Raw genomic sequence first — 4,499 nt, 5'->3', positions numbered from 1 at the left:
GCCGTCCTGGGTCGGGACGTCGATCGTCGGGACGGTCGACGGGGCGTACTTCGGCAGGTTCTTCTGCATGAACGGGTCCTGGCCGCGCAGCACGCGGACCACGCTCAGCGCCCGGTCGGCGAGCACCGGCAGTATCCGGTCGGCCATCGCGTCGAGGTAGTCGACGAGGTCCCGCTTGGTCGCGCCCGCGTCCGCGCACAGCGGCTGGTCGAGGTTGGTGAGGCGTACGCCGGCGCGCTGCTCCTCGTCGGGCATGTCGCCCATCCTGCCGCCCGCCCGGCGCGAGTGCCATGTCCCGGGCCCACGGCCCCACGCGCCTCCTCCGTCGGGCACGCGCTGCGTCAGGTGGTCGGCTGCAGCAGCGGGCGCAGCTGCGACCACTGGGCGATGTGGCAGCCGTCCGTCCGGTCGAGCCGCAGGTCGACCGGCTCGCCCGCGAGCGTCCCGCGCACGCGCGCCGTCTCCGGCCCCCCGAACTGCTCGGTGCAGGCCTGGCCCGCCGCGGGGACCTCGTCCAGGCCGTACGCCGCCAGCGCCGCGCACGCGTCCGCCGGCCGCGGGTGGTCCCCGCCGGGCGGGTCGCAGGTGAGCCTCCAGTCGTACTCCATGCTCGTCGCGAGGTCGACCTGCACCTGCAGCCGCGTGGGGCCGGCCGGCGCAGGGCTCGAGGCCCCGCCCGGTGCCGTGCTCGCGGTCGCGCCGGGTGTCGCGCTCGGTGTTGTGCTCGGCGCGGGCGAGAGGCCCGGCTCCCCCGAGCCGGACGTGGCCGGCGCGGCGCTGCCCGGCGTACCCCCGTCCTCGTCGCCGCACCCTGCGAGGGCCAGGGCCGCGGCGAGCGTCAGGGCGCCGGCGAGAAGGGCTGGACGGGTCCGCATGGGAGTTGGACGTACGCGGGGGCGTGGGTGGTTCCGTCCGACACTCGGCGCAACGTCCGGCAGCGCTGTCACCCCGCGACGACGCACCGTTGCGTGACCACCGTCACGCCCATATGGCCCAAAGCGGGGGCCCGTGTTTCGCAACCGTAAATCCCCGGGGCGCTACGTAAATAGCCGGTTCCCGCAACGGCGAAGGGCCGTTCGACCTGCGAGCGTTCTGCCCGCGCCGTCCCGACCCGGCCCGGCGCACGGGCCCGTCACCGTCCCCGTCACGTGCCTGTCGCACCCCTCGTCATACCCGGAGCTGCTCGCCCGATGACCGACATCCACGCTCCTGCGCCGACCGACCTCGACGCCGAGCTTCCCGCTCAGCGCGGCTTCAGCCGCCGTTCGTTCCTCGGCCGCGGTGCGGCCCTCGCCGCCGGTGGTGCGGCCGCGTCCGTCGTCGGCGGGGTCGCCGTCGCGCCGGCCGCCCACGCCGCGGCGCCGTACCCGATCACCAAGGACCTCCCGAAGCGCCAGCACATCCCGACGCGCGCCCGGATCGTCGACTACGAGATCGTCGAGATGATCGTGCTGCTGCGCAGCAAGGAGCTCACGGCAGTCCAGATCACGCAGGCCTACCTCGATCGCATCGACAAGTTCAACGGCCCGTTCGAGGTCTACGGGGACAACGGCGGCTACAACGCCTTCGCGCGCATCGACCGCGAGGAGGCGCTCGCCCAGGCCGCGGCCGCCGACGCGTGGCTCAAGCGCGAGAACTACTCGCTCAACGTGCCCCCGCTGTGCGGCATCCCGTTCGGCATCAAGGACTCGGTCGCCATCCAGGGCCGCGAGTCCAAGAACGGCACGCACGCGTACGACGGCAACGTCGCGAGCAAGGACGCGACGATCGTCGCGCGGCTGCGTGAGCAGGGCGCGGTCCTCATCGGGCACACGGTCGCGTCGGCGTTCTCCGGCTCGATCAGCGGGACGTTCTCGGGCAACGCGTGGAACAAGAAGTACATCCCCGGTGGCTCCTCGCAGGGCTCCGGCGTCGCTCCGATCGCGCGCCTCGCGGCCGCGACCATCGGCGAGGAGACCGGCGGGTCGATCATGATGCCGGCGGCCATCAACGGCGCGAGCGGCATCAAGCCCTCGCTCGGCCTCAACCCGGTCTCCGGCGTCATGCCCCTGTCGCCCGGCTACGACGTCGTCGGCCCGATCGCGCGCTCCGTCCGCGACGCCGCGCTGATCCAGTCGGTCATCCAGGGCCCGGACCAGGTCAACGACCCGATCTCGCTGTCGGCGCCGATCCCCGCGCCGCAGATGCCGATCGAGGCGCGCAACGGCAAGAAGCCGCTGACCGGCGTGCGCATCGGCGTCCCGCAGACCGACTGGATGAGCGGCTCGGCCATCGGCACGCCCCCGGCCAACTCCTACGACGCCGACTACCTCGCGGCGTTCAACCGCTTCAAGGCCGAGCTGGTCAAGCTCGGCGCCGAGGTCATCGACTTCCCCGGCCTCGACGTCACGAAGATCGAGAACGACCCGTACTTCAGCGCCGGCGCGAGCACCGTCCTGGCGACGATCGACGGCAGCAACATCTCGCCGGCGACCGCGGTCCTCAGCCCGAACCGCTACGAGATCGGCTACTGGGACGCGGTCAAGCAGTTCGCCGCGACCGTCCCCACCTCGCAGGCCAACACGCTGCGCAGCAACTTCGGCGACTACGACGCCGCCACCGCCCGCGCCGGGAAGATCCCCGAGGCAGTGCGCATGGAGGGCGAGCGCCGCCGCAAGCAGCTGCAGGCCAACTTCCAGAAGGCGCTGGACGACTACGGCGTCGACTTCATGCTGGTCCTGCCGCTCGGCGCCAAGGCCGGCCCGCGCACCGGCGGCACGCAGCTGCGCAACTACCGCCGCTACTACCAGCTGCCCAACGCCCTGACCTGGCCGATGGTCAGCTTTCCGATCGGCATGGACTCCACCAGCGAGCCGCTCCCGATCAACGCCGCGTTCTGGGGCCCGCGCTTCACCGAAGCGCAGATCGTGCAAGCCGCGATCGACTACCAGGCCAACTACCCCGAGTGGAACCACATGGCTCCGCCGGACCCCGCCCCCGTCGTCAGCACGATGTCGCTGCGCCGCCTGTCGGTGCAGGCGTCGGGCGAGACCGGCGCGGACGTCCCGCCGGAGCTGTCGGCCGACCCGCTGATCGCCGAGGAGGCCTTCAAGTGAGCCTGGCCGTCTCCACGCCGTTCTTCGCCGTCCCGTGGGGGCCGGTCGCGCACGCGACGGTCTACCTGGACAAGCCGGGCAAGGACGCCGAGCCGTTCTTCGCCGTGCCGTGGGGCCACAAGGCCGGCGTCGTCTACTACCCCTACGACCCCGAGGACGCGTTCGAGGCGGCCTCGGACCGCGTCTGACGCCTCCCGCACCGCGCGCCCCGTCGTCTCCTCCCGAGACGGCGGGGCGTGCCGCGTGTAGCGGCGGTCGGGCACGATGGAGGCATGGCCCCCGACATCGACGCAGCCTCCGTGCCCGACGACGCGCGCATCCTCGACGTGCGCGAGCCCGCGGAATGGGCCGCCGGCCACGTCGCCGGCTCGCAGCACCTGCCCATCGGCGAGATCGTGACGCGTGTCGACGAGATCGACGACGCGGCGGGCACGATCGTCGTCGTCTGCCGCAGCGGCTACCGCTCCGCGCAGGTCACCGCGTGGCTGCAGGGGCAGGGGTACGACGCGGTCAACCTCGCCGGTGGGCTCGACGCGTGGGCGCAGGCCGGGCGGCCGCTGGTCACGGACTCCGGGGAGCCGGGCCGGGTGGCCTGACCCGAGTGCCGCGGTCGGGCGTACGTCCGCCTCGTCCGGGGAGCGTCAGCCGAGCGACGCGTAGAACTCCTTGCACGCCGCGTACGACGGGAGCAGCCCGCTCGCCTCGGCCTCGCGCAGCGTGGGCGCGGCGAGGTCCTTCGGCGAGAGCAGCGGCTCGCCGGCCTCCGCCGGCCACTTGATGGCGAGGTCCGGGTCGAGCGGCGAGATGCCGTGCTCGCGGGTCGGGGAGTAGCCCTCGGAGCAGAGGTAGGCGACGGTCGCGTCGTCGGTCAGCGCGACGAAGGCGTGGCCCAGGCCCTCGGACAGGTAGATCGCGCGCCGGTCGACGTCGTCGAGGCGCACCGAGTCCCACGTCCCGAACGCCGGAGACCCGGTTCGGATGTCGACGACGACGTCGAGCACCGCGCCGCGCAGGCAGGTGACGTACTTCGCCTGGCTGGGCGGCACATCGGCGAAGTGGATGCCCCGCAGCGTGCCGCGCGACGACACCGAGCAGTTGGCCTGCCGCAGGTCGAGCGGGTGGCCGACGGCTTCGACGAAGCGCGCTTCGCGGAACCACTCGAGGAAGACACCACGGTCGTCCTTGTGCTGGACCGGGGTGATCTCGTACGCGTCGGGAACCTTGAGCTCGCGGATGTCCACGTCGAGACCCTAACGGTTGCGGCCTCCCCGGCGTGCCGGGTCAGGAGGCGTCGAGGAGCCGGACGAGGTAGTCGCCGTAGCCGCTCTTGCGCAGTGGCTCGGCGATGGCCCGGAGCTGGTCGTCGGAGAGCCAGCCCTCGCGCCAGGCGGCCTCCTCGATGCA

General features: G+C 72.8%; 6 protein-coding genes and 1 pseudogene. 3 read left to right on the top strand and 4 right to left on the bottom strand.

Annotated features, from left to right (window positions below):
• A partial coding sequence (gene ligD, locus G9H71_RS21210; protein WP_231135236.1) for a non-homologous end-joining DNA ligase LigD occupies positions 1 to 255 on the bottom strand: 255 nt, incomplete at its 3' end.
• 86 nt (positions 256 to 341) lie between these two features.
• Positions 342 to 875 (bottom strand): SSI family serine proteinase inhibitor, encoded by a 534-nt coding sequence (locus G9H71_RS21205; protein WP_166284762.1) that lies wholly within the window; start codon positions 873 to 875, stop codon positions 342 to 344.
• A 315-nt stretch (positions 876 to 1,190) separates the two neighbouring features.
• Here G9H71_RS21205 and G9H71_RS21200 point away from each other — a divergent pair, with 315 nt between their 5' ends.
• The 3 genes from G9H71_RS21200 to G9H71_RS21190 all read left to right on the top strand — a co-directional run bounded on the left by G9H71_RS21200 (position 1,191) and on the right by G9H71_RS21190 (position 3,691).
• Positions 1,191 to 3,095, top strand: a complete 1,905-nt coding sequence (locus G9H71_RS21200; protein ID WP_231135235.1) for an amidase — start codon at positions 1,191 to 1,193, stop codon at positions 3,093 to 3,095.
• A complete protein-coding gene (locus tag G9H71_RS21195; protein WP_166284761.1) occupies positions 3,092 to 3,283 on the top strand; it encodes a hypothetical protein in 192 nt (63 codons plus the stop codon). The genes G9H71_RS21200 and G9H71_RS21195 overlap by 4 nt, the downstream gene beginning before the upstream one ends.
• Before the next feature lie 84 nt (positions 3,284 to 3,367).
• A complete protein-coding gene (locus G9H71_RS21190) occupies positions 3,368 to 3,691 on the top strand; it encodes a rhodanese-like domain-containing protein (protein WP_166284760.1) in 324 nt (107 codons plus the stop codon).
• A 45-nt stretch (positions 3,692 to 3,736) separates the two neighbouring features.
• Here the strand turns inward: G9H71_RS21190 and rfbC are convergent, their stop codons facing one another.
• Entirely contained in the window at positions 3,737 to 4,336 is a 600-nt protein-coding gene (gene rfbC / locus G9H71_RS21185; RefSeq protein WP_166284759.1) for a dTDP-4-dehydrorhamnose 3,5-epimerase, read from the bottom strand.
• A 40-nt stretch (positions 4,337 to 4,376) separates the two neighbouring features.
• Positions 4,377 to 4,499 (bottom strand): annotated as a pseudogene (locus G9H71_RS25620) (glucose-1-phosphate thymidylyltransferase); the annotation flags it as partial.

Origin of the sequence: Motilibacter deserti, from assembly GCF_011250635.1 — a bacterium.
GTDB classification, from domain to species: Bacteria; Actinomycetota; Actinomycetes; order Motilibacterales; family Motilibacteraceae; genus Motilibacter_A; species Motilibacter_A deserti.
This window is presented reverse-complemented; position numbering and strand designations above follow the sequence as displayed.